This is a genomic window from Sphaerochaeta halotolerans (assembly GCF_003429665.1).
In the GTDB taxonomy this organism is placed as follows: Bacteria; Spirochaetota; Spirochaetia; order Sphaerochaetales; family Sphaerochaetaceae; genus Sphaerochaeta; species Sphaerochaeta halotolerans.
The window spans coordinates 38082-62454 of the sequence record NZ_QUWK01000010.1 but is presented as its reverse complement, the minus strand read 5'-3'; the positions used below and the strand labels follow the sequence as shown (position 1 = coordinate 62454).

General features: G+C 45.7%; 24 protein-coding genes. 15 read left to right on the top strand and 9 right to left on the bottom strand.

Translation table 11 applies throughout. The features are described 5' to 3' along the window. Positions 1-165: 165 nt before the first annotated feature. From DYP60_RS10200 to DYP60_RS10150, 11 genes are all read left to right on the top strand, one after another. A complete protein-coding gene (locus tag DYP60_RS10200) occupies positions 166-1413 on the top strand; it encodes a hypothetical protein (RefSeq protein ID WP_117330908.1) in 1248 nt (415 codons plus the stop codon). Between the two features lie 87 nt (positions 1414-1500). Beyond that, positions 1501-2250, top strand: coding sequence for a DeoR/GlpR family DNA-binding transcription regulator (locus DYP60_RS10195; RefSeq protein WP_117330907.1), 750 nt, complete (start codon positions 1501-1503; stop codon positions 2248-2250). A 12-nt stretch (positions 2251-2262) separates the two neighbouring features. After that, the gene (locus DYP60_RS10190) at positions 2263-3045 is read left to right on the top strand and encodes an S-methyl-5'-thioinosine phosphorylase (RefSeq protein WP_117330906.1); all 783 of its coding nucleotides are present in this window, start codon (positions 2263-2265) and stop codon (positions 3043-3045) included. Between the two features lie 14 nt (positions 3046-3059). Next, on the top strand, positions 3060-4124 hold the full coding sequence (gene mtnA, locus DYP60_RS10185; protein WP_117330905.1) for an S-methyl-5-thioribose-1-phosphate isomerase: 1065 nt from the start codon (positions 3060-3062) through the stop codon (positions 4122-4124). Positions 4125-4198: 74 nt separating this feature from the next. Then, positions 4199-5320, top strand: a complete 1122-nt coding sequence (locus DYP60_RS10180; RefSeq protein ID WP_117330904.1) for a BMP family lipoprotein — start codon at positions 4199-4201, stop codon at positions 5318-5320. Between the two features lie 67 nt (positions 5321-5387). Beyond that, positions 5388-6926: an ABC transporter ATP-binding protein gene (locus DYP60_RS10175; protein ID WP_117330903.1), complete on the top strand. Its 1539-nt coding sequence runs from the start codon at positions 5388-5390 to the stop codon at positions 6924-6926. Next, a complete protein-coding gene (locus DYP60_RS10170; protein ID WP_117330902.1) occupies positions 6910-8040 on the top strand; it encodes an ABC transporter permease in 1131 nt (376 codons plus the stop codon). The genes DYP60_RS10175 and DYP60_RS10170 overlap by 17 nt, the downstream gene beginning before the upstream one ends. Positions 8041-8042: 2 nt before the next feature. Beyond that, positions 8043-8990, top strand: coding sequence for an ABC transporter permease (locus DYP60_RS10165; protein ID WP_117330901.1), 948 nt, complete (start codon positions 8043-8045; stop codon positions 8988-8990). Between the two features lie 214 nt (positions 8991-9204). Then, positions 9205-9387, top strand: coding sequence for a hypothetical protein (locus tag DYP60_RS10160; protein WP_117330900.1), 183 nt, complete (start codon positions 9205-9207; stop codon positions 9385-9387). Further along, positions 9384-9869 (top strand): hypothetical protein, encoded by a 486-nt coding sequence (locus DYP60_RS10155; protein ID WP_117330899.1) that lies wholly within the window; start codon positions 9384-9386, stop codon positions 9867-9869. The genes DYP60_RS10160 and DYP60_RS10155 overlap by 4 nt, the downstream gene beginning before the upstream one ends. A 329-nt stretch (positions 9870-10198) precedes the next feature. Next, a complete protein-coding gene (locus DYP60_RS10150; protein ID WP_206363133.1) occupies positions 10199-10621 on the top strand; it encodes a hypothetical protein in 423 nt (140 codons plus the stop codon). Here DYP60_RS10150 and lipA read toward each other — a convergent pair. From lipA to DYP60_RS14295, 4 genes are all read right to left on the bottom strand, one after another. Next, positions 10608-11471 (bottom strand): lipoyl synthase, encoded by an 864-nt coding sequence (lipA, locus tag DYP60_RS10145; protein ID WP_117330897.1) that lies wholly within the window; start codon positions 11469-11471, stop codon positions 10608-10610. The genes DYP60_RS10150 and lipA overlap by 14 nt on opposite strands. Further along, positions 11468-12130, bottom strand: coding sequence for a lipoyl(octanoyl) transferase LipB (lipB, locus tag DYP60_RS10140; RefSeq protein WP_165849555.1), 663 nt, complete (start codon positions 12128-12130; stop codon positions 11468-11470). Before lipB ends, lipA begins: the two co-directional genes overlap by 4 nt. A 376-nt stretch (positions 12131-12506) precedes the next feature. Continuing rightward, entirely contained in the window at positions 12507-14510 is a 2004-nt protein-coding gene (locus tag DYP60_RS10135) for an FAD-dependent oxidoreductase (protein WP_117330895.1), read from the bottom strand. Positions 14511-14709: 199 nt separating this feature from the next. Then, on the bottom strand, positions 14710-14883 hold the full coding sequence (locus tag DYP60_RS14295; RefSeq protein ID WP_160525593.1) for a hypothetical protein: 174 nt from the start codon (positions 14881-14883) through the stop codon (positions 14710-14712). Between the two features lie 109 nt (positions 14884-14992). Between DYP60_RS14295 and DYP60_RS10130 the strand changes: the two genes are divergently transcribed. Next, positions 14993-15742, top strand: a complete 750-nt coding sequence (locus tag DYP60_RS10130) for a SatD family protein (RefSeq protein WP_117330894.1) — start codon at positions 14993-14995, stop codon at positions 15740-15742. Continuing rightward, complete coding sequence (locus DYP60_RS10125) at positions 15739-16461, top strand: DUF3307 domain-containing protein (protein ID WP_117330893.1); 723 nt, start codon at positions 15739-15741, stop codon at positions 16459-16461. Before DYP60_RS10130 ends, DYP60_RS10125 begins: the two co-directional genes overlap by 4 nt. A gap of 18 nt (positions 16462-16479) precedes the next feature. Here the strand turns inward: DYP60_RS10125 and DYP60_RS10120 are convergent, their stop codons facing one another. The 3 genes from DYP60_RS10120 to DYP60_RS10110 are packed head-to-tail and all read right to left on the bottom strand — an operon-like array spanning position 16480 to position 19527. Beyond that, the gene (locus DYP60_RS10120; RefSeq protein WP_206363132.1) at positions 16480-17187 is read right to left on the bottom strand and encodes an ABC transporter permease; all 708 of its coding nucleotides are present in this window, start codon (positions 17185-17187) and stop codon (positions 16480-16482) included. A 49-nt stretch (positions 17188-17236) separates the two neighbouring features. Further along, entirely contained in the window at positions 17237-18346 is a 1110-nt protein-coding gene (locus tag DYP60_RS10115) for an ABC transporter ATP-binding protein (protein WP_117330891.1), read from the bottom strand. Further along, entirely contained in the window at positions 18346-19527 is a 1182-nt protein-coding gene (locus DYP60_RS10110) for an ABC transporter permease (RefSeq protein ID WP_117330890.1), read from the bottom strand. Before DYP60_RS10110 ends, DYP60_RS10115 begins: the two co-directional genes overlap by 1 nt. Positions 19528-19719: 192 nt before the next feature. Here DYP60_RS10110 and DYP60_RS10105 point away from each other — a divergent pair, with 192 nt between their 5' ends. After that, the gene (locus tag DYP60_RS10105; protein WP_165849553.1) at positions 19720-21075 is read left to right on the top strand and encodes a mercuric reductase; all 1356 of its coding nucleotides are present in this window, start codon (positions 19720-19722) and stop codon (positions 21073-21075) included. A 2-nt stretch (positions 21076-21077) separates the two neighbouring features. Next, the gene (gene osmF, locus DYP60_RS10100) at positions 21078-22025 is read left to right on the top strand and encodes a glycine betaine ABC transporter substrate-binding protein OsmF (protein ID WP_117330888.1); all 948 of its coding nucleotides are present in this window, start codon (positions 21078-21080) and stop codon (positions 22023-22025) included. Positions 22026-22102: 77 nt separating this feature from the next. On the opposite strand, the gene selD is transcribed toward osmF, so the two are convergent. Together selD and DYP60_RS10090 are read right to left on the bottom strand one after the other, a co-directional pair. Further along, on the bottom strand, positions 22103-23131 hold the full coding sequence (gene selD, locus DYP60_RS10095) for a selenide, water dikinase SelD (RefSeq protein ID WP_117330887.1): 1029 nt from the start codon (positions 23129-23131) through the stop codon (positions 22103-22105). A gap of 27 nt (positions 23132-23158) precedes the next feature. Continuing rightward, positions 23159-24334: an aminotransferase class V-fold PLP-dependent enzyme gene (locus DYP60_RS10090; protein WP_165849552.1), complete on the bottom strand. Its 1176-nt coding sequence runs from the start codon at positions 24332-24334 to the stop codon at positions 23159-23161. Positions 24335-24373: the final 39 nt, after the last annotated feature.

Genomic DNA, 24373 nt, shown 5'->3' with positions numbered 1-24373 from the left:
CCCTGGGTATAAAATTTTCAATATAGCAACGGTGCTATCTGGAATAACAAAAAACTCACTGGAATTCATAAAAAATCACTTTATGATTTTTCTCGACATATTTATGATTCAATGATACCCTCTGAGTATGTACATTCCATCAAGTACAGAGAAAAGGGAGTCACCATGAAAAAAATCACGATGGTTGCAGCTATTCTGTGTGTAACGGCTTTGCTCTTTAGTGCAGGAATTAATGAAGGCCAACCTCTTCAGAACCAGTTTGCTGATCAAAGCAATGCTGAATATCTTGATCACTATTTCCGAATCACACTTCCATCCGATTCAGTGGATATCGCAACATTTGCCGAAGCACTCACGCAAATTACCAATACTCCTGTTGAAATACAGGAGCAGAAGGACATCTTTGAGGCACTCGTCGATGCTGCTGATCTCACTGAACTTGCCTTGACCTATAGTTCGGAGAAAGCTGCAACACGACTATCCTTCCATGGCATCTCTCGTGAAGTCCCCTCCGATGTCCAGAAGTATCTTGCATGTGCCTTGGATGCATCGCTACTTCCTTCCTCAGTTGCAGAAGAAATCATAAGTAATGCCCCACTTTCCAGCCATACAGCATCAAATCTACTGATGAGCATTGCCAATGCGAATGGAATAAGTAGAAACTATATCGGCAATGTACAGGATAGTGATATTTTAATGCGTATTTCCAACTCATTCGACCACTACACCCTCTTTACTGACAATAATTTGGATGCAATAGGTGCAGAAGCAGTCAAAAGGAAAGCTTCTACCGGATACAATTTAAAAAGGGACGCAGATGACGCACAATTTATTCCTTCACGAACTATCCAATATGGGCACAGTGATGAAACCCATCTCAAACAACTTGTTGTCCTGCTCGCCAGTGAGGGAATGAATGCAAAGCTACAAATTGAGCCAAAAGTATCTATCTATGAGTACTTGCTCGACTGGGGTCCTGTACCTGAACCAAGCCCCTACTACATGGTACTTGAAAACAGTGAAGACTTCTATCTTGCTTATGCAGTTGAGTATGATGCAAAATTTGAGTTTGAAAAGAAAGAAGATTTGTTGAAATTCGACCAGATCATCAATGCTTATGCAAAGAAGAATGATGAGAATCAAGCCAAAGACAGCAATGCAGCCTTGCTTAGTGATTCTTGGTGGCAGCCCCTATACAGCACCAATTTCAATGCAGATACAGAAGCCTATCAGGAAATTGTAGACTGTATTCTTAGGGAAAATGGGTATTCCATTCATCCCTTCTCCTTGATCGAGAACAAGAACAACCTCATCATTACTCTGGAAGGACTTAGTGGATTGGAAGTACAGGAACATACCTTGTTTGTAAATAATGCCTTTTACCGGTATCTCACCGGTTCAGATTACCAGTAAGATTGTACCTGTAGGATAGGTTGCCAGATATCGGTCGCATATCCTTCATGCAGGTATGTAAATACACCTACCATGGAGCCCACTCATATGATTCCATATGTTCGTCAGAATCAAATCTATTCCTACATCAAGATGAAGCAGATTGCCTACATCGAAGATATTCTGGAATTGACCAAAGTTTCCCTTCCAACCGTTCGTCGAGATCTCAAGAAACTTGAAGAAGAAGGCAAAATTATTCTCCTGAATGGTGGTGGGGTGAGGCCTAATGAAGAAGTCGAGCACTCCGTTGTTGCAAGATTGGAGATGAATTCAGAAGAGAAGTACTTGATTTGCAGCACAGCTGCAAAATTATTAGAGGATAATGAATTCTTGTACCTTGGTCCGGGAACTACGGAAACGTATCTTATCGGGTTTCTCTCTGGAAAGCATATAACAGTGGTGACAAACGGCATATTTCATCTTTCAAAATTATTGGAATACAACGTCAAGACAATTGTAATTGGGGGAGCTCTTGACAATAACTATGGGATTACCCATGGCCCTGATGTATATGAAAAAATTGAAAAAATGAATTTCAGTACCTGTATCATTGGAGCAAGTGCCGTTTCGAACCAAGGGATTTCCTCCTTTGACCAGGATGTTTCAGTTATTAATCAACTGGCTCTTCGTCGTGCAAAGAAGCGCATCCTGATTGCAGACTCAACCAAGTTTTCTGCATTCAGCCATTATGAATTCGCTAACGTTGATGATTTCGACTATATCATTACTACGGAAAAAGCTGGGCTTGATGCAACAAAAATGAAGAATCTTGTCATTGCTCAGCCCTCTGACTTATAAAGGAATTATACCATGCCACATTGCAGAAAAGCTATCATTGGAGGAACAGGAGTCGGGTCTCTGGCAAATCTTTCGGGTCCATTTCCCGTTGAGACTATCTATGGGGTTGTAGAAACATACCGGTTCATTCTATCAGGTGAAGAGATTCTTTTTCTTCCCCGGCATGGAAGAGCACACACTACGCCTCCTCATGCCATCAACTATAGAGCCCAGATGAAGGCAATCCAACAAGAAGGGGTTTCCCATATCTTTGCCCTACTCACGAGTGGGTCAATGGATGAGGCTGTTGTGGAAGGTTCAATAGTGGTTATTGAAGACTTCTTGGACTTTACCTCTGGTCGTCAAAAAACGTTCTTTGATGGGAAGGACAATACCGTTGCTCATGTTGATATGCATGATCCATACTGCAAGAATCTTCGTTCCCTCTTTATCCAGACAGCACAAGCTAGAGATTTGCCTATCCATACCAAGGGGGTGTATGTATGTACGGAAGGACCCCGCTTTGAAGGCAAAGCAGAGATTGCCATGTTCCAAAAACTTGGTGGCACATTGGTAGGTATGACAGGCCTCCCTGAAATGTTTTTAGCCAAGGAATTGGGGATGTGTTATGCCGCTATCGGGCTTATCTCCAATATGGCATGCGGGATAAAAGATGAAAATCTTGCCCAGATTGACCATGGGCAGAGAGTAGCAGCAGCGAAAGATTCTGTGTTGCAGGTCATCAATTCCATTTTCACTTCCCAACTACTAACCCAAGATAGTTGTAACTGCTCCCATGCAGTCCTTCAAATATAATTCAGGAGTTCACTATGCCTACTATTCTTCCCGTCCGCTTGCAGCAACACCCAGAGAAACTCGTACTGCTGGACCAAACAAAACTTCCAGTCGAAGAGGTATTCTTATATCTTGATACGCGAGAATCAATATTTGAGGCTATTAAAAAACTACGTGTTCGCGGTGCACCTGCTATTGGTATTGCCGCGGCGTATGGTATGTATGTATGTCTCTCTCAGAATACATACCCAAGCTTGGATGCAATGGAACAGGATATGAAGGCCCTGAAAGAATATTTTGCTTCCAGTAGGCCCACTGCTGTCAATTTATTCTGGGCTTTGGATCGCATGGAAAAGACTTTCCATGAGAATCTGGGGAAGCAAGGCATTACCCAAACGCAACTACTTGCAGCATTATTGCAGGAAAGCAACCAGATTTTCTTGGAAGATCAAGCAATGGGGAAATCCATTGGAATGCATGGATTGTCACTCTTCGACAAGAAGAAACAGTGGGGTGTAATGACACATTGCAATGCAGGAGGACTGGCAACCAGCGGATATGGGACTGCGCTTGCCCCACTCTATCTTGGTCATGAACAAGGGTACCAATTCAAGGTATTCTCGAATGAAACAAGACCGTTGTTGCAAGGAAGCCGACTCACAGCCTATGAACTTGCAAAAGGTGGCATTGATGTCACTATTCTTTGTGATACTATGGTATCATTGGTAATGAAGGAAAGGAAGATTGATGCTGTGATTGTAGGAGCTGATCGTATTGCTGCAAACGGAGATACGGCCAACAAGATAGGCACTTCTGGTGTCGCAATACTTGCTAGGTACTACAATATTCCATTTTATGTTGCTGCTCCTAGTTCTACGTTTGATGTTGCAACAGCAACGGGAAATGACATTATCATTGAGATACGTGATGGAGATGAAGTAGTCAATGGTTTTGGAAAACGTACGGGGCCGAAGAATGTGAGTGTGTATAATCCTGCTTTTGATGTTACTGATGCTACACTTATCACAGGTATTATTACGGAGAAGGGAATAATTGAATCCCCAAATGCTGAAAAAATTAAGAACCATCTAAGCATTTGATCAAAAGGAATATCAAGAGGATCAATCATCATGGAAAATGATGGATATCACAAAATAGTCAGAAGGAGATAGACATGAAGAAAATTGTTGGTTTTATTGCAATTGTTCTTATTGCAGGAATGCTGTTCGCAGCAGGTTCCACTGAAAAGGCATCTCAGGCAGCAGGCTTGAATATTGCCATTATCACCACACCGAGTGGAGTGGATGATGGTTCATTCAACCAGGACAACTATAACGGAATCCTGGCCTTCATCGATGAGCATCCGGAAGCTCAAGTTACCGCAATTCGTGAACCCAGCGGGGATGTTGCAGCTGCCTTGAAGACAGCTGCTGATGTTGTTGCTGAGTATGATGTACTTGTGTGTACTGGATTCCAGTTTGCAGGTATTGGCGAATTGGCTAAAGAAAACCCGGAGACCAAGTTCATCCTGGTAGACACCTACCCCACCGATGCTGCAGGCAACACGGTTGAACTTCCCAATGTGTATGCAATGATGTTTGCAGAGCAAGAAAGTGGATTCTTTGCTGGTGTTGCTGCTGCCCTTGAGACCAAGACAAACAAGGTTGCAGTGGTAAATGGTGTGGCCTACCCCTCAAACGTCAATTACCAATATGGGTTTGAGTGCGGTGTCATCTATGCTAATGAAAAGCTCGGTACCAATGCAAAACTCGTTGAACTTGCTTCACGGGCTGGAACTGATGTAACCGGTGCGAATGTAGGCGGCAACTATGTTGGCTCGTTCGCAGATGAAGCCACCGGCAAAGTCATCGGGCAACAACTACTCGACCAAGGCGTAGACACCATCTTTGTTGCAGCTGGAGCAAGCGGAAACGGGGTCTTCACTGCTGCAAAGGAGAGTAATGGAAAGCTCCACGTCATAGGTTGCGATGTCGACCAGTGGGATGACGGCCAGGTCGGAAACAATAATATCATTCTCACCAGTGTACTGAAGGTAATGAGTTTGAATGTGCATCGTGCCCTCTCCAGAATTCAGGATGGGACCTTTGAAGGAGCCAATGTATTGCTGAAGGCTGACACTGATTCTACGGGATTTGTAAAAGAAAGCGGTCGCCACCAGCTCAGCGCATCCACTATAGAGAAACTTGAGGAGGCTTATAAACTTGTCCAGGACGGAACAATCGTCCCTGCCTCTAACTTTGGCGGATTCACTCCTGAGGAATTCAAGGTAAACTGATTTTATGTTCAATAGGTACTGGTATCAAAACGATACCAGTGCCTTTTCTTAGAAGGGGCGAAACGACGTGGACACTTTGGTTGAATTCAGGCATATCACCAAACGATTTCCTGGTATTGTTGCGAACAATGACATCTCACTTTCTATCCAGAAAGGGGAAATCTTGGCTATTCTCGGCGAGAATGGTGCAGGTAAGTCGACATTGATGAGCATGCTCTTTGGCATGCAAATCCCTGATGAGGGGGACATACTCATACGAGGAAAGAAGGAGCATATCTCTAGTCCTCTTGTTGCGAATGACCTAAACATCGGAATGGTGCATCAGCATTTTATGTTGGTGGAGAACCAGAGCATTACAGAGAACATCATTATGGGAATCGAACCAAAGAAACGCTACTTTGGGCTCTTTCCCTATGTGGATATACAATCTTCAAAAGAGAAAGTACGGGAGCTCTCCAAACAGTATCAGTTGGAAGTGGACCCAGAGAGTATCATTGAGGATATCCCGGTCTCAACACGCCAACGTGTTGAAATTTTAAAAATGCTCTATCGGAATGCCGAGATACTTATTTTTGACGAACCCACTGCAGTATTGACCCCACAAGAAATTGAATCCCTGTTGGGTATCATCAAAAACCTTAGGGATAGCGGGAAAACCATCATCCTCATTACCCATAAATTGGATGAGATCAAGAAGATTGCTGACCGTTGTGCCATTCTCTGCAAAGGAAAAATGGTTGGGGTGTTTGATGTCGCTTCCACCACCACACAAGAAATGAGTGCATTGATGGTGGGAAGAGAAGTATCTCTCACCCTTTCATCAACAGAGCATAAGCGGGGTACAGAAGTACTGAGGGTAGAGGGGCTTTCTGTTGAGACAAATGAGCATATACGTAAGGTTGACAAGGTAAGTTTTACACTCCACAGAGGAGAGGTCCTCTCTATTGCAGGTGTTGCAGGCAATGGACAGGTTGAGATTGCCGATGCCATTGCAGGGTTGCTCCCGGTCAAGGAAGGAGCAATTTTTCTTGCAGGTAAAGACATCAGTGGCTGTACGGTACGTGAGCGTATTGAATCAGGGGTTGCCTACATACCGGAAGACAGGCAATCAGTGGGTTTAATACTCGATTTTCCGCTTCGTGAGAATCTATGTTTGAAGCAGTACTATCAGGATCCGTACAGTAATTCCCGTGGAGTTCTACAGAAGCAAGAGATGGAATCGCTCGCCAAGCAACTTATCTCCACCTACGATATTCGCAGCGGTTCAGGGGTAAACACACTTGCAAGAAGCATGAGCGGAGGTAACCAACAGAAGGCCATCATTGCACGTGAGATCAATCTTCAGGCAGACCTCCTGATCTTCGTGCAACCTACTCGAGGTTTGGATGTAGGGGCGATAGAAACAATCCATAAGAAGATTGATGAGCTTAGAGCGCAAGGAAAGGCAATCCTGCTCATATCTTTGGAATTGGATGAAATCATGGAGCTTGCAGACTCGATTCTGGTTCTCTACAACGGGAAAGTGCAGACTATCAAGCAGGCATCAGAGATGACAAAGCTCGAAGTTGGCGAGTATATGATGGGGGTTCATGTTGAAAAAGCCTAATCTTTTTAAACGCATATTCATGATCTGTTGTGGCCCAGGCAAGCACCAGCTACTGAGAGTAAGTCTATTCTGTATCTTTCTTAGTCTCCTAGCAGGCAGTGTATTGTTGTTATTATTGGGAAAGAATCCTTTTGAGGCGTACCGTAGTATACTACAAGGTGCTGGCATTCTTCCTAAAACACGATATGCAGGAAAGAAGAGTCAACTGACTGACTTCATGAGTCTGCTTAATTACACTACCCCAATGATATTTGCAGCGCTTTCTGTTGCAGTAGCCCTGAAAAGCGGTATTTTCAATATCTGCGTCTCAGGTATCATGGTCTTCTCGGGATTTATTGCAACGATCCTCGTAGGATACTCTTCCCTTGCTCCTATTATTGCTAAACCCTTGGTTGTCTTGATCGGGGTTGTCGCAGGAGGCTTGATCGGGGTATTGATCGGATATCTCAGACACCGCTTTAATATGAACGAGGTGGTGGTAGCGATTATGCTCAACTACATCATCAGTTATGTGGTCAGCTTCTTCATCCAAACCAGGTTTGTCGATCCCATCACCCGTCAGTCGGTCGAGGTAGGACAGAATGCCCGTTTGACATTGTTCGACTACCCCATCATGAATTTGAAGATGGAGATCAACTTGGTATTTCCGCTTGCCTTGATCACCGTTTTCCTGATTCGTTACTTCATAACCCGTACTCGGTTTGGGTTTGAACTGCAAGCAGTGGGACTGAATAGCAAGGCAAGCAACTATGCGGGCATCAATGTGGGAAAAACCGTGATTACCACGATGTTAATCAGTGGTTCGCTTGCTGGTTTGGCTGGCGTTTCCTACTACCTTGGCAGCAATGCATCGATTCAACCGAGAGTGCTTCCCGCTCTTGGATTTGACTCCATTGCGGTCGCGCTTCTCGGAAACACATCCGCCATCGGGAGCTTCTTTGCTTCTCTGCTTGTTATGATCTTCGACTCAGGTACAACCTATATGTCTTCAAGGATGCAGGTACTCCGTGAGATCGCTGCACTGATTACCAGTATTTTGTTGCTGTTCAGTGCAATCGGTATTTTCTTCAGGGCTCTTGCAAATCGATATGCCCGCGAAGTTGAGGAGGTCTAAGTATGGATAGCATTATCATCGAGGGAATTGCCTTTTCCATTCCACTCTTCATTATCGCAATCGGAGGCATCTACAGTGAGGGTAGCGGTGTCATCAACCTGGCCTTGGAAGGATTGCTTGGCTTTGGCGCATTTGCAGGGGGACTGAGTTATGCATTATTGAGCAGTGTGATTACGGGAAATCCTCTACTGCTTATTTATGCATCATTGGCATTTGCCATGGTCGGAGGAGCATTGCTTGCTTCACTGCATGCACTGATGTGCATAAAATTCAAGGCTAATCAGGTTATCAGCGGTGTGGTGATAAACATGCTCAGCGTTGCCTTGACGGCCTTTTTAGCAAACCAGATCAATGCATCAGTATTCGGGCAACCCTCGAACAAGTTCCTTCTGGAGATCTTTCCAAAGGTCACAGTTCCTCTGCTTTCCAAGATTCCTATCCTCGGTGCTTTGTTTACAGATTTGTACACCTTTGTCCCGATTATTGTTGTGATTGCCTTGATCATGGCATATATCCTCTACAAGACACCGTTTGGCATGCATATTCGTGCGTGCGGAGACAATCCCCATGCAGTCGCTGCCGCTGGCGGAAACGTAATGAAGATCCGATTCATATCGGTTCTTGTAAGTGGAGCGTTAGCTGGTCTTGGTGGTATGTGTTTTGCCTACTCTATTTCGACTACTTTCTCCCCAAATATCTACATGGGCTTTGGTTATCTTGCGATTGCTGCCTACATCTTCGGTTCCTGGAAGATCAGCAGGACATTCCTTGCTTGCATTCTTTTCGGGTTTGCACGTAGCGCTGGCTATGTTCTGGTACAGAAGTTGGAACTACCCTCTTCCTATGGTGACCTTGTACTTACACTCCCCTATATCGTTACCCTGGTCCTGCTGCTCTTTTTCTCTTCCAAGACAAAGGCACCAAGAGCCCTTGGGGATGTGTATGAATAGTATGAAGGGAGTCATTTGGCTCCCTATATTGCTTTCTGTATCCAGAATACCGTCTCTATGAGTCACATCATATGAACTTCCTGACTTTTTATTACTCAAGTGCAGTAACCGGCTCTCAGAGCTTCCCATTCTTGATGAATTTCAGCACATCTTCATCCTCCCCATTCGCTCAAGCTTGGTTTCCAAGCACCCCGTATAGGAAGAAGAAACAGGAATGAAAGACATCTGCAAACACTATCCAAATTCACAGGGATGTTCACTGGGTGGAGGCTTTACCCTAATCACTGTCGATGATACGCTGGATTATGCCCTGCAACGGGCAGATTCCCTGCTCTTCCAAGCCAAGGAAGCAGGACGTAACTGTATTATTGGCAACCTGGGAGGAGATTCAGAATGACAGATGACGATACACTTGCAATGTGTTACCAAGCCATAGGGGATACTGCGACCGAAATTTCACAAGCGTATTCAGATTTTGGAGATCTTGTAGGGTATTACATGGGCCAAACTTCAACTACATTACAGCTCAGACTTTTCAGGCCTTTGACTCTGGAGACCTCTCTCTATCTGCTTTCCTTACTCGATACTACCAGTGAAATCTATGCTGATATCTATCAGGAAACAAAAAAGCTTGCAAAAGAATTGGAGGTTTCTTCTCTTGAAGAATGTCTAACAGCATACAAACAGGAACCTGATAGGGTCGCCCACTTCGTCACCTCTTGCCAGCAGGTTGTAGGGAGTGATGCTCTCTGGCTCAGTATGAGGAGAAAGGACGCACCTCCCCAGGAGACCATCAGCGACAGGGGCTATGTGGTGATCAAGAGAGCGGCAGAGAAGATTGAAGAGGTGGTGGCGAACGTAACTGCTGCCGATTTGTGAATTCATATAAAACTGACAAATTACATTAGTCTGCTCTGTATCCTTGTAGGACCCATCGCAGGATTGGGTGCTGCTGGATTCAAGTATCTAATCGAGTTCTTCCATAATCTCTTTTTTCAGGACAACTTTCATTCCAACACAATCGATGCGGCAAGAACAGTTCCTGCTGATCGTTTGTCATTGTAGTTCCCGCCGTGACCTAGGATTCTGACGGCCTGCGGGAGCGTGCTAAAATCAGCATTCTTTGGCCATGCCTTCTCCGGCCTGCATGACACACACGATTTAGTACAACGCAAGAAATACGAAATTTCCTATTTTCCACTGAACAATTGACCCGCCCATTTTCAATGGGTGCGTCCAACTGGTTTTTTTCCAATACTGATAGCGGGGCAAAGGTTTCCAGTGTGATGCATACGCTTGCCCAGAACGCGAAGCTTACCAAGATTAATGAGATGGATTACCTTTGGGCTCTTCTGGACAGGGGCCCCTACTGCCCCACTGAAAAGGATTGTCAGAAACTTCTGCCCTGGAACATCGATCTTTCGGACAACTGCTTTGACCCGATTACTACCCAGATGGGAAGGAAGATGTTCCTAATCAGCTACATGCGCATCACATTGAACAGGTCTCTCTTGAATATTCTCGACGTCTTCCAAAAACCTTGCCCAATCGTGTGTCCTTTCATTCGCCTTCTGATCATAGGGGAAGCCAGATTTGAAATGGCCTCCTCCTTAGCGATTAAAAGTGACTAGGCTCCTCGGCATGATAACTGCTCCGAGCGAATGGTTCGGAAAGTATCCAATTGAACCCCATAGCCTTTGCCTCATCGCGCCACTTGGCGAAATCATCAGGATGGATGAATTTCTTGACTGGAAGGGAATGCTTAGTGGGTTTGAGGTATTGTCCCAAGCATAAGCGGTCGCACCCTATGGTTCGTAAATCAATGAGAACCTGTCTTACTTGGTCCTCAGTTTCTCCTAGGCCAAGCATCAAGGATGTTTTTATCGGAATTTCCGGCCAACGCTTTCTGGCCATGGAGAGCAACCGAAGCGACCTGGCATACTCCCCGCCGGGACGAGCCACAGCATATAACTCAGGTACCGTCTCCAAGTTGTGCCCGAAAATGAAAGGGCGTACCGGATCAAGGATTTCAAGGGCTTCTTCCTGAATATTCCTGAAGTCGGGTACCAACAGTTCAAAACGCATCGAGGGATTTGTCTTCCTGCAAGCAGCGACTACATCCCTGAACTGCGAAGCCCCTCCGTCGGGAAGATCGTCCCGGTCGACGCTGGTGATCACGAGATATTGCAATCCCAGTTCTCTTGACAATTCTGCGATTCTTCTCGGTTCATCGCTGTCAGGATGCTCAGGTATGCCATGGGAGACAGAACAGAAGGGGCAATTCCTGGTGCAAAGGGTGCCGAGAATCAAAACGGTAGCGGTTCCTTTTGTCCAGCACTCACTTTGGTTGGGACAATTGGCCTGCCTGCAGATGGTGTCAATTTCCATTCTCCCGAGAAGGTCCTCCGTTTTGTGATATTGCACCCCAGTGGACAAACCCTTTCTGATCCAGGGAGGGAAAGGAACATGATCGGATTTCATCGTATTGCCCCCAGTTTCGCACCATACTCAAAGAGAAGATCGATTCGTCTGGATTGAACCACATCCTTCAGGTGTTGCATCGGGACTTTGAGCCCTCCCTCCCTTTCAGAACTGGTCATCTCCACCCCAGCGATCCCACATGGCACAATGTGGTCAAAGATGCCAAGATCATTGTATAGATTGATTGCTATGCCGTGCATACTGGTCTTTTTGCTTATCTGGAGGCCGACCGAGGCGATTTTTCTCCCATGCACCCAGAGTCCGGGATATCGGTTTCTTCTCTCTGCTTGTATTCCAGTCTTGGCAAGGACGTCCATGGCGAGATGCTCCAAGTAGTGGACGAATGGTGCTACATGGAAACCAAATTTTTCAACATCCACTATCGGATACACTACCAATTGTCCTGGATTGTGAGCGGTGGTTCCACCACCTCTTCGTATCTGTACTACATCGATGCCCATGTCGGATACCTGTTTCTCCGTTCGGCGCAACTGATTGTGGTCTTTGTGTAAGCCAAGTGTGATGACCGGGGGATGTTCGACTAACAGTATCACCGATGGTAAAGCTCCTGATGATACTTTCTCATGAAGTTTGACCTGCAGGTCCAATGATTCGCGATACGGCATCAGGGCACAATCGATACACTGCAAAGGTTCCATCTGGTTTCTTGGTATTTCAAGATCATCTATTGGAAAACCATGGAAATGAATCATGATGTATGGTGTCAGATTGGACCGCTTTTGTCAATGAAATGACAGGGAAAACCACACTACCCGTGGAAGTAAACTACAAGTTTCTTGCCTCAATGAAATACGTATTTGGAGCATCAATGTGTAGTTGGATATCTTTTGGAAGCAAATGCACAATCCCGTCGTATGTCATGTTGAGAAAATTGCAATTGGAATCCCCTGTTGATCTCCTGGGTGATGTACGTAGTATAAGTTTTGTCTGTATGTAAGAATCAGTACCTAAGACACTATATAGTACACTTGATGGAATATACTTACATCAAGTGTACGATACAGTGAGAGCGTATTATCCCCTGGCCATCATGGTATGGAGGCCACCACCATTTTCCACGTTGGTGAATCCCATCTGGTTCAGAATACGCATGCCATAGCTGGAACGCGCTCCCGAGGCACAATAGATGATGATCTCACGATCCTTGTCTTCAATGCCTTCAGCCCACTCTTGCAGGGAATCGAGTCCAACATTGATTGCTCCTGGGTATGCTCCCATTTCAAACTCCATAGGAGTACGAACATCCAGGATGATGGGTCCATCTGAGTCAAGCGTTTCCGTTTCATCAGCTTTCTCTTCTGCCTTTGTCTGCTTTGAATCTTCTACTGACTTTTTTACGATCGGAAACTTTCCTACCTGAAGATACTGGAAGCCTATAGCACGTGCATGTCGCTCTAGGCTTATATAACCGCCACTCACGTAGAACACACGGTCAAAGCCCGCACCCTTGAGCATTCTGAGTACTACATGGCCTTTCTGTCCATCATCACTGATGAGAATGATAGGGTTCTCCCTGGGGATCTTGTCCAGATTCTCTCTGATCATATCCTGACTCAAGTTGTTCGTTCCACGCAAATTGGCTTTTCCATAGCTAATCGGATCACGCAAGTCGATGGCAATAGGCTGCATTTCCATGACAAAATGCTCAAAGTCCTGTGCTAACACTGATGGACTGAAACCACTGTCATGATTTATTGCAGTGAACGCTGCCATATTGACAGGACCGTTGGGAGAGTTGAACGGAGGAGCGTAGGCCAAGTCCAGTTCAGCGAGGTCTTCAAGCGTCAATTCTCCTGCAATTGCAGTGGCAATAACATCAATCCTCTTGTCAACACCAACACGACCAGCAACCTGGGCTCCAAGGACTTTCTTGCTCTTCTTGTCAAAGATCAACATCAAGCTTACTTTCTCAGAACCAGGGAAATATGCGGTATGGCTTGCTTTGTGTACGACAACTGCATCGGCGTCGATGCCTGCATCCCTACTCGCCTTCAGGCTCAAGCCGGTAGAACCTGCTACAGCTTCGAATACTTTAACCACGGATGTACCTGAAACACCTTTATAGGTACGGGATCCTCCAAGCGCATTCTCTCCAACAATTCTTCCTTGTCTGTTTGCCGGCCCTGCAAGTGGCATCCTTACGTTCTTGCCAAGTACGTTGTGAGAAATTTCTACCATATCCCCAGCAGCAAAGATGGAAGGATCACTGGTACACATCTGATCATTGACCTTGAGGCCACCGGAAGAGCCCATATCAAGGCCAGCATCTTTTGCAAGTTGTAGTGTTGGACGTACACCCACTGAGAGCAAGACAAAATCGGTATCAATAGTTGAACCGTCATTCAAGATTACCTTGGTATCTTCAATGACTTCAACTGATTTCCCGAGCTTGAGTTTCACTCCATAGTCAAGCAGTTCTTTCGTGATGAAACCGGCAAACTCCCCTTCCAGATTAGGCATCACCTGTGGTGCCATTTCTACGAGGGTGACTGCAATTCCACGCTTGGTAAGAGCCTCCACCATTTCTAGACCAATGAAACCACCACCAACTACTACTGCCTTCTTGGGTTCTTTTTCACTGATGTAGTGGTCGATCCTATCCATGTCTGCAAGGGTCCAGAGCTGGAACACATGTTCTTTGTTGACACCCGGCAATGGCGGTACAACCGGCTTGCCCCCCTGTGCAAGAATAAGCGAGTCATAGGGGAAAACAAACTCTTCTCCAGTACCTGTATTCAATGCCTTGACCTGCTTTTTTTCTCGATCAATAGCAATCGCTTCTGTATGGGTATGGACCTTTACACGATACTGTTCATGAAACGTCTCTTCACTTGCAAGAATCAAGGAAGAACGGTATTCAATATCTCGTCCAAGAAAGTAAGGAAGCCCACAGTTTGCAAATGAAACGTCTGCCCCTGCCTCCAAGAGTGTGATATTCACATCATTATCTAGTCTGCGTGCTCTTGCCGCTGCAGTTGCTCCAGCTGCAACACCACCTATGATCAATACATTCTTCATTAGCAACTCCTCAAGTAACGAACGATGAAAAAGTAATATTATTAGTTGCTAGTGTCAAGTATTAACACTAGCAATCGTTATTTTTTTCTTGATAGAGATATCATTTCACCTAATGGCATATATTCATTTCTATAGGTACATATTTTATACGTTGGAAGTGTTGTAGAAACACCTTCTATTGAATAAAAGTCTCGATCTATCAGCTTTGCACTGCAATATAGAAAGAATCATTTCCCAACGGAGTGAGAGGAAAGGAATCAGCATGATGGTTCCTCTTTCGAGCGAGTTCCTGGAAAGTAAAGTGAGACACCCCGTCCCTTGAGTGAAAAAGGAGGCAACGCCTCCTGAGTCCAAGGGTATTGATACCTTTCATTGACTTTATTTACTATATTTTGATATATAGTTAAATAATACTATAATTATCAATTATAGCTATATATATCAATATTGACAGATTATAGTATCAGATGTAATCTTGATCCATGGATAATAGACAACACTATGCCGCTATCATCGCTGATATCATTGGCTCACGTACACTCACAAACCGAAGACAAGTTCAGACAAAGCTGCAGATGGTCTTGCAGAATATTAACAACTATTCCTTTTTGGGTACCTATGAGCAACTTATTCAAACCGCACCCTTCTCCTACACGTTTCCTAAGCCCAAACAAAGCAATTTTATCAAGGATTCAATTGCATCATCATTCACGATTACGCTTGGAGATGAGTTCCAGGGTTTGCTGAGCGATTGTTCTCTTGCAGTTCCAATCGTTGATTACATAGAACACCATATGTGGCCGGTGCGCATCCGTTTTGGTATCGGTATTGGAGAAATTCACACTGAAATCATCAAGGATTCTCCTTTTGGCATGGATGGACCTGCATACCACATTGCCCGTGATATGCTCATGCAGCTCAAGCAAAGCGAGAAAAAACACAAAGAACCCTATACGACCATACGAATTGGTATTGCTGATAATGAGAAGCTTTCACTCATGCTCAATATGACCTTTTCTCTCCTCTCTACGTTGAAAGCAGGCTGGACAGACAAACAGCAGAAAACATTGCACACGTTCATGGAAGCAGGCCAATACAACCAAATGCAAACTGCTGCACTGCTCGGCATCACCCAACCAACGGTGAACAACGCATTGGCCTCAGCACAATTTTATACCTACCTGCATACATTAGCTGGAATCACGAGCATCCTCAGTGAGGAGTGTGTATGAATACCGTTGTTTTCCAATTGTATCTCCTGCTACATATATTGGGTGATTTCTACCTCCAAAGCGAAAAAATGGCAGGGTCTAAAAAAACAAAACACCGAGCTGTATTGCTTCATGGTTTTGTATATGCACTACCATTTTTGGTCTCCCTTGTGTTTATTCAGCCTTCCATGGCCTTGATCAATTCCCTCATTTTCCTCATCATTCTTCACATTTGTATCGACACGATCAAATTCCTTTTTTACAACCATGGAAAATACAAGGAATCTACACTGTATTTGGTGGATCAGGGTGTCCATCTCATCTCATTAGCAGCAGTGGCAATATTCATCAAACCAGTGCCATTACAACCGGCGTCATGGATTACCAAGTCTCTGGGACCAAGTACTTTCCCCTATGCTACCTTACTTGTTTGGACTCTCTGCATCCTGATTCTAGCCAAACCTTCCAATATAACCATTAGACACATTATATCAAGGCTAGGAAGCAAAGAGGAGACACCCCGTAATAACGCTGGGGCTATGATCGGAACCATTGAACGCTATATCATGATAATACTGTTGAGTCTTGGACAGTTTGGTGCCCTGGCTTTGGTGATGGCAGCCAAGTCTATTTCTCGCTATGAAATGCTTAAAGATAAGGACTTTGCAGAATATTACCTTCTGGGAACCCTCTTGAGCATTCTCATTGTTCTGATAGTCTGGCTACTCCTATTTCTCTAGCTACTACAAACTCCAGAATTAATCATGAATGTGAGTAGAACCATCATGGTTTGTTTGTTTCCAGGAGAGGAGTTGAAATAACTGCTCCCCAATGAAGGCAAGCATGCTGATCACGATGGTTCCAGAGAGCACAAGGGCGGAGTTACGCAGGGTAAGCCCACTTATGATGATTGTCCCGAGGCCTTCCCCTCCTATAACCGCCGCAATGGCAGCCGTACCCAGATTGAGGATGTAGCTGTGTCGAATTCCAGTAATAATCATAGGTAAAGCCTGGGGAAGCTCAGCAATATGCAGTTGTTGGAACCACGTCATTCCCATTCCCTTTGCAGCATCAATTGCTGCTGGACTCACTGAGTTGAACCCTATTACTGTATTCCCTAGAACAGGGAAAAGTGAGTAGAGAAACAAAGCCAGAAGCGCTGGCTTCCACCCAAATCCCAACACAGGAAAAGCCAAGATGATCACTGCAGACGGTGGGAATGTCTGGATGAATGCATTCAGTTTGAGTACCAGCTGTTGGAACTCCCTTCCAGCTTTTCTGGTGACCAAGATTCCAATAAAAATACCGAACACACTCGAAAGCAGCGTTGCTGCAATCGTCAACGTAATATGTGCTCCAGTCATCTGGAGAATTGTCTTTCTTGCATGCGTGAATTGTGTCTCATGGGGAAACACAAGAGAGAGAATTGCACTTTGCAACGTGGGAGAAGTGATATACAGAATCAAACCGATTGTTAGCAATAGAAGAGGAATCCATTGTGTTAGTACATGCCTACTAGGAGATGCTGATCGTTTGGATTGTCTCAAAACGCACCTCCCCAAACAAGCGACCTTCATCATCCACAACGGCAGCAGCAGGTAAACCGAGGCTCAAGATTGTTGCCATGCACTCCCTCAGGGATGAGTATGTTTGTACTGTGTGGCTTGCGCTATTCACCACACGGGAAACGAGACGGCCATTCACCCACATGAAACCTTTTATAGGATGCCCCATTGCATCTACTTGCCAATAACAACTTGTCGAATCTTCAGGTAATACTGATTTGGTTGGTTCTTCCAGCCCCGAAGGTACTTTCTGGATACAACAGTGGTCGGCGGTGAAGAGAGAGAGCCGTTTGAGAGATCTGTCAGGGCCGAGAAAACGCTCAACAAACTCATCTTTTGGGGAAGCGAGAATATTAGCTGGTGTATCAGCTTGCACTACCTCTCCTTCCCTCATGATCACCAGATAGTCAGCAAGGCGGATTGCCTCATCAATATCGTGAGTGACAAAAATAACCGTTTTCTTCAATTGTCGTTGAATGTGGATAAACTCATCCTGAAGCTGTTCACGAGTCAGGGGATCCACCGCCCCAAAGGGTTCATCCATCAGCAATACAGGAGGGTCTGCACCAAGGGCACGGGCAACCCCTACCCGTTGGGCTTCCCCACCCGAGAGTTCATGGGGATACTTATTTCTGTAGACCTCAGGGTTGAGTCTCACTAGGTTGAGTAATCGTTTTACCCGTTCAGCTCGTCCTGAACGTTCCCACCCGAGTAACCGAGGAACCAGATCGACATTTTCCTCCACACTAAGATGAGGCATCAATCCAACTGATTGAATGGCATACCCCATGGCTCTTCGCAGCTCCGTCTCATTCATGTTCTGAATGGATTCATCACCATAGGTAATAACGCCAGAAGAGAGTTTCACCAGTGCATTGATGCACCTGAGGGTTGTGGATTTCCCACACCCACTGGGACCGATCAACACTGTTACCCTATTGGTTGGTATTTGCAAGCTAACGTCTTTGAGTGCCCTGGTCTCTCCATACTGCACAGAAATACGTTCCGCTTGCAGAAAAATGGAGGTTTCAGAAAGGATAGGATGTGGAGGCAAATGCATCAGTGTTCCTCTCTTTTTAAAAATGTTGGAGAAAAGAAATTGATTAGGATCTGAAAAAGTTGGTCACAGACGACAGTAAGAATGATAATAAGCAACATGCCAAGCAAAACCATATCAACCGAAGCTTGCCCCAGCCCCTCAAAGACCAAGACACCGAGCCCATCCCCTCCGATCAACTTGGCGAGGGTGGCGTTCCCTATGGTCTGTACCAAGGCTACTCGCACTCCATGGAGAATCCCTACGGTTGCCAAAGGCAGACGTACAATCTTCCACAATTGGGATGAGTTCATACCCATTCCCTTTGCAGCTTGGATGACTTGTTCATCAATTCCATCAAGCGAGGTAAAGGTATACCTGATGATGGGATAGAGTGCATACATACTGAGCGCAATAATCGCTGGTGTATTGCCGATTCCTTGGATTCCCCACTCACGAAGAATGGGGAAAGCCCGGGAAAGCGCCGCAAGTGGAGCAATCAACAATCCAAAAAGCGCTATACCGGGGATGGTCTGCAACACATTGAGGATGGGAAACACGATGTTTCTAACCGTCCGATTCGAAAAGGCAAGGAAGGCAATGGGAATACCGATGACCATGCTGATAAGCAGGCTGATTCCAGTAATCCTGATATGTGCCAGGATTTCTCTCCCCAAGCGGGGTCCGAGGTTCTTTGCTTCAAGGAGAATACCGAACCGGTCAAACAGTCCGATAAAGCCCATGCCAATTACAAGCAATACCACCAAAAAGAGAGCAATCTTATCACTGGTTTGCAACTTTGGTTTCATCAAGTAGAGAATGGAAACAGCTGCCAGATACACATACATTCCTGAGGCTGGACTATATCGGGCAAACGCCCCAAGGTCTGCAACCAATGCATTCCCCACGATTGTCAATACCAAAAGTGGACTGAACACTCCCATAGCTGTAGCAACAGTGGCTATCAGTGAGGCATGCATCCTCTCTGTGATGCATGCACTTACCAGTACCATGAGTGGGGGAATGAGCAAAAGCAGGATAGGCCCAATACCGAGAGAGAACAGCCTTACCGTAAATTCTTCAGCAATTCTGTTTTCTCGTGATTGCAAAAAAGGAAGGGTCAAGCTCAAGAGAAAAAGAAACAGAGCAAATGCCACCTGTTTATCAAGGGCTTTCAACGTTAGTGTGTTCCGATTCAATGCCATTCCTTTGTTAGGCGTATCGCCTGTTTGGTCACTATCTACACCTCGCAACAAAGGCAAAAAAACCCTTGTTCGTTTGAGAATAACAGGAGAGGGATGAGGAATCAAGGTATCCAGAGGGGTTTTTCCTTGTGCAATGGTGCAATCACCTTTATAGTGCAGAGTATATCAACAACCTACCAGGAGGGAATCACGATGAAACGTTACGATGTAATCATCATTGGAACAGGGCAAGCAACCGGAACTATCCTTGGTAATCTCCTGGAAGAAAAGAAATCTGTAGCCATTGTTGAAGCGGATCGCGTAGGTGGAAGTTGTGTCAATTGGGGCTGTACCCCTACAAAAACACTTATTGCAAGTGCCCGAACAGCCCATATGATTAAACGAGGCAGTGATTTTGGGATTGAAGTAGATTCCTACCATACAAATTTTTCCAAGGTAATGGATCGGGTTAATGCTATCCGCAATGAATCCAACAAAGGCTTTACGGCATGGCTTGAAGAAACCGTTGACTTCTATCCTGGCTTTGGTACGTTTGTAGATGCCCATACGATAGCAATAGAAGGAACTCATATTTATGGTGGATTAATTGTCATACATACAGGAACCAGGGCAAGGGTTCCTAGTATACCGGGTATTGAATCTGTTCCTTGGTTGGACAACAAGGGAATCCTTGCTTTGAATGAGCTTCCCTCGCATCTTTTAATCATTGGAGGGTCCTACATTGGGTTGGAATTCGCGCAGGCTTTCAGACGACTCGGCTCAGAGGTAACACTCTTTGAATCGTCTCCTCAGATAATCTCTAAAGAGGATGAAGATATCAGTGAAATTGCCCGGTCCGTCCTGGAGGATGAAGGGATTGAGATCTTTACCTCTGCCTCAATCAGCTCAGTCTCCCAGAAAGCTGATCAGCAAATCTCAGTAGAATACCAGGGAGGCACCATAACCGGTAGTCATCTGCTTGTTGGTGCCGGTAGAATACCCAACAGTGATGGATTGAACCTGAGCAATGCCGGCGTCGAGATCGACGAGAGAGGGTTCATTATTGTTGACGATACATGCCGTACATCTGTGCCGCATATCTATGCCCTTGGGGATGTAAACGGGAGAGGTGCTTTCACACATACCTCTGTGCATGACGGGCAGGTGTTTCTCTCGGCACTCTCAGGTGGTTCCAAGAAAATCTCTGACCGAACTCTTACCTACTCGCTCTTCATCGATCCCCCACTGGCCAGGGTAGGCATGAATGAGAAACAAGCAAAGCAACATAATATTCCCTACTTGGTGGCTACCAAAGAGATGGCATCGGTAAGTCGTGCCAAGGAGAAGGATGAAACAAAAGGGCGTATAAAGATTTTGGTAAACAAGGACGATGATACAATCATTGGAGCCGCTGTATTCGGTGTGGGTGGGGATGAAGTAATCGGTATGATTGCACTCGCCATGCAGGCAGGACTTCGCTATCAGACATTCCAGGAAACCGTCATCCCCCATCCTACCGTTTCGGAATTGATCCCCTGGGTATTCTCATCTCTTCAATCGGAGGCATAATCATGAAACAATTCACGAAAAAGGTACTCTTTGCACTCTTGGCTCTTGCACTGCTAACCACTCCTGCTTTCACTACAGGGACAAAGGAAAGTACTGGCAAACCTACGATTACCGTTGGTTCAAAAATAGATACAGAAGGTGCCTTGCTAGGAAACATGATTGTACTGATGCTGGAAAACAATGGCTTCCGTGTGGTTGATAAAACTCAGACGGGGTCTACCCCCATCGTTCGTTCTGCTATCACCGCCGGGGAAATTGATATCTACCCAGAGTATACAGGCAATGCTTACTACTTCTTCTCTGGAGAGAGCGAAGCAGATCTTTGGAAGGATTTCCAAGCCGGCTACAAAAAGGCGGCTGAGCTTGACTTGAACGCTAACAATATTGTCTGGCTTACGCCTGCTCCAGCCAACAACACCTGGGCAATTGCAGTACGAGGGGACCTTGCTGAAAGGGAATCCTTGGAAACCCTGGAGGACCTTGCTGCCTATGTGAATGCAGGAGGCCATTTCAAGCTTGCGGCGAGCGAAGAGTTTGTTTCCAGTGAGGCTGCACTCCCCGCCTTTGAAAAAGGGTACGGATTCTCTCTGCGTGAGAACCAGCTTTTGGTTTTCGCTGGTGGAAACACCACCCTTACAGAACAAGCAGCAGCCTCTGGACAGGAACAGGTCAATGCAGCGATGGCTTACGGTACCGATGGACAGCTTGCTGCATTGGGCTTGCAGGTCCTCACTGACACGAAGAACATACAACCGGTCTATGCTCCCTCCCCAATCATCCGAAAGTCAGCACTCGAGCAGAGCCCTGAGATTGCCACGATTCTTGAACCGGTGTTCAAGAGTCTTGATCTTGAAACCCTGCAACTGCTGAATAGTAGGATTGCAGTTGAGGGCCAGTCTCCCCGAATGGTTGCTGAGAACTATCTGAAAGAGATTGGGGAAGTTCAGTAATCATCTTCCATTGCTGTAAAAGCAATGCGTAATCAAAGTCATATTGCCCTTCAGCAGTTACCTTGGATAGTTTGTCCTTATTGGTGAATGCTGATGGGCGTGTTTCCTTCAGGTCCAACTGAGCCAATAATTGGGTATCCAGTATTGCGACTGTAGGCAACAGCATCCTTCTCCTTCATGCTGAGCAAGAGTCCTCCCGAGGTCTGGGGATCATACAACACATCAAGCATTTCTTGTGCGAAGGAGTCCCGCAAAGAAACCTTCTGTTCCAGATATTCTCGATTTTTGTACATCCCTCCCGGGTTCAATCCCATCTGTGCATATACAAGTGCTTCTTGGAATAGGGGAACTTTGGATGCATATAAGGTAATGCCAACCTTTGAAGCGACAGCCATTTCAGTTGCATGTCCAATCAGGGAAAACCCTGTGATATCAGTCGCTGCGTGAACTGTGAAAGCAGAGGCTTCATCTCGTGCCTGCTTGTTCAACATGGTCATACTTTCGATTGCCTTTTTTGTTGCGACTTCACTGGCCTGACCAGCCTTGACAGCAGTATTGATGATTCCTACACCAAGCGGCTTGGTAAGTACCAGTAAATCACCCACTTCTGCCCCACTATTCGCCCAAATACTTTTCTTGGATGCAAATCCAGTTACGCACAACCCATATTTTGGGGTAGGATCACTGATGGTGTGTCCCCCGGCAATAACCGCACCTGCCTCTCCTACCTTGCTCTGACCTCCTAGGAGAATCTCTCGCAGAACCGAAAGATCAAGGCAGGAGGGAAAGCACACCAAATTCAAGGCAACCTTGGGTTCCCCTCCCATCGCATAGATATCGCTGAGCGCGTTTGCAGCTGCAACCTGCCCAAACAGGTAGGGATCATCCACCATAGGTGGGAAAAAATCTACTGTTTGGAGCATCACGGTATCATCCGCTGAAGGTAATGTATGGACAAAGGCATCATCACTCCCTTCATACCCTTCCAAAAGATCAGGGCTGTGCATCACCGGTAGGCTATCCAAGACTTGATGCAAGGTGCCTGGAGCTAACTTTGCTGCACAACCACTTGTCTCGACCATCTGCGTAAGTTTTACTTCTTGCATACGTTCATCCTTATAATTTAGTTAGTTTCATTCCGAAGCAATTGTATGGAATTGCTTGGAATGCATATCATCCAATACCTGGGAGCATGCTTCAATTGTCTTCTGGATCTCTTCCTCTGTCGTTGCATACCCGAGACTGAAACGTACGGTTCCGCTGGGAAACGTCCCTATGCTCCTATGGGCGATGGGGGCACAATGCAACCCTACCCTTGTCTCAATACCAGCGCGGAGAAACAGCATGTCTGCAACCTTTGCATTGTCCAGACCAGGAAAATCAACGCTGATAACGCTGGTACGATTACACATGTCCTTCGGGCCTATTACCCTGAGGCGATCATCTGTTAAAAATGCAGAGAGCAGAATCTCTGTGAGTTTCTGTTCATGTCCAATGATGTCTGTTTTGTTCTCATTAATGTAATCCAATGCAGCTGATAGCCCAATTATCCCAGGGAGATTCTGTGTTCCCGCTTCGAATTTATCGGGAAGAAAGTCCGGCATCTGCAGCAGGGCACTCTTGCTTCCGGTACCACCTGCGGCCCAAGGTTTGACAAGGTTTGCCAACTGATCGGATACAATTAATCCCCCGACGCCCTGTGGACCCAACAGACTTTTGTGTCCAGTAAAGGCAATAGCATCTATTCCATCAGCAATCAGGGAAAGGTTTGAAGAAAGAGGTAGCTGGGCAGCATCAATGAGAAGCATAAGACCATATGTTTTTGCGATGGCGGCAACGTCCCTGACAGGTTGGATGCTACCAGTGACATTTGATGCTTGCGTCATGATGATTGCTTTTGTGTGTTCTGTAACAAGTTGAGGTATTTGTTCAATTTGCAAAAAACCTTCAGCGTTGCAAGGAATGATGGAATAGGGGATTCCAAACTGCGACAATGGACGCATAACAGCATTGTGTTCCATTCCACTGACCAGCACATGGTCCTCAGCTGTAAAGAGTCCTGCAATCAATGTGTTCAGCGCATGGGTTACGTTGAGACTGAAGGTTACATTTCTGCTGTCGCTGGCTCCAAAGAATTTTCCCAGTTTGTCTCTGCATGCTTGTATTTCCAAAGCGGTTTCATAAGCCCGATTATAGCTGCCTCTCCCTATGTTCACCGCACGTTCACGTATGAACGAAGCAACTGCTGTTGCAACTGTGGGTGCTTTGGGCCAAGAGGTAGCACCATTATCGAGGTAGATGGTTTTCATGGAGCAAGCGTAGCATAATACACTAAAAATTACCATTGT